This window comes from Alkalihalophilus lindianensis (assembly GCF_032843265.1).
Taxonomy (GTDB): domain Bacteria; phylum Bacillota; class Bacilli; order Bacillales; family Bacillaceae_D; genus Alkalihalophilus; species Alkalihalophilus lindianensis.
Genome location: NZ_JAWJBA010000764.1, coordinates 1 through 249, shown reverse-complemented (window position 1 = coordinate 249; position 249 = coordinate 1). Strand labels below are relative to the sequence as shown.

Sequence of the window (249 nt, the reverse complement as noted above, 5' to 3'; positions counted from 1 at the left end):
ATATCAGCCATTGTTATTAAACTCCTATATTGGAATCGGCAGTGCCTGGGATTTGGACCTTAAAGATGGAGGAGTTACCGTCTTGCCCCCGTACAGTGAGTCTTCAGAAGTAAAGTGGTACACCGGTACAGCTAGTGCCATTTTTCAAAATCTGAATTATTTAAAGCAATATCAGCCGGACTACGTCTTAATTCTATCAGGTGACCATATATACAAAATGAATTATGAAAATATGCTCGAATATCATAA

The 249-nt window shown here is 38.2% G+C and carries 1 protein-coding gene; it reads left to right on the top strand.

Annotated features, from left to right (window positions below):
- Positions 1-249, top strand: a 249-nt coding sequence (locus RYX56_RS24235; RefSeq protein WP_317124367.1) for a sugar phosphate nucleotidyltransferase, incomplete at both ends; no start/stop codon positions are given.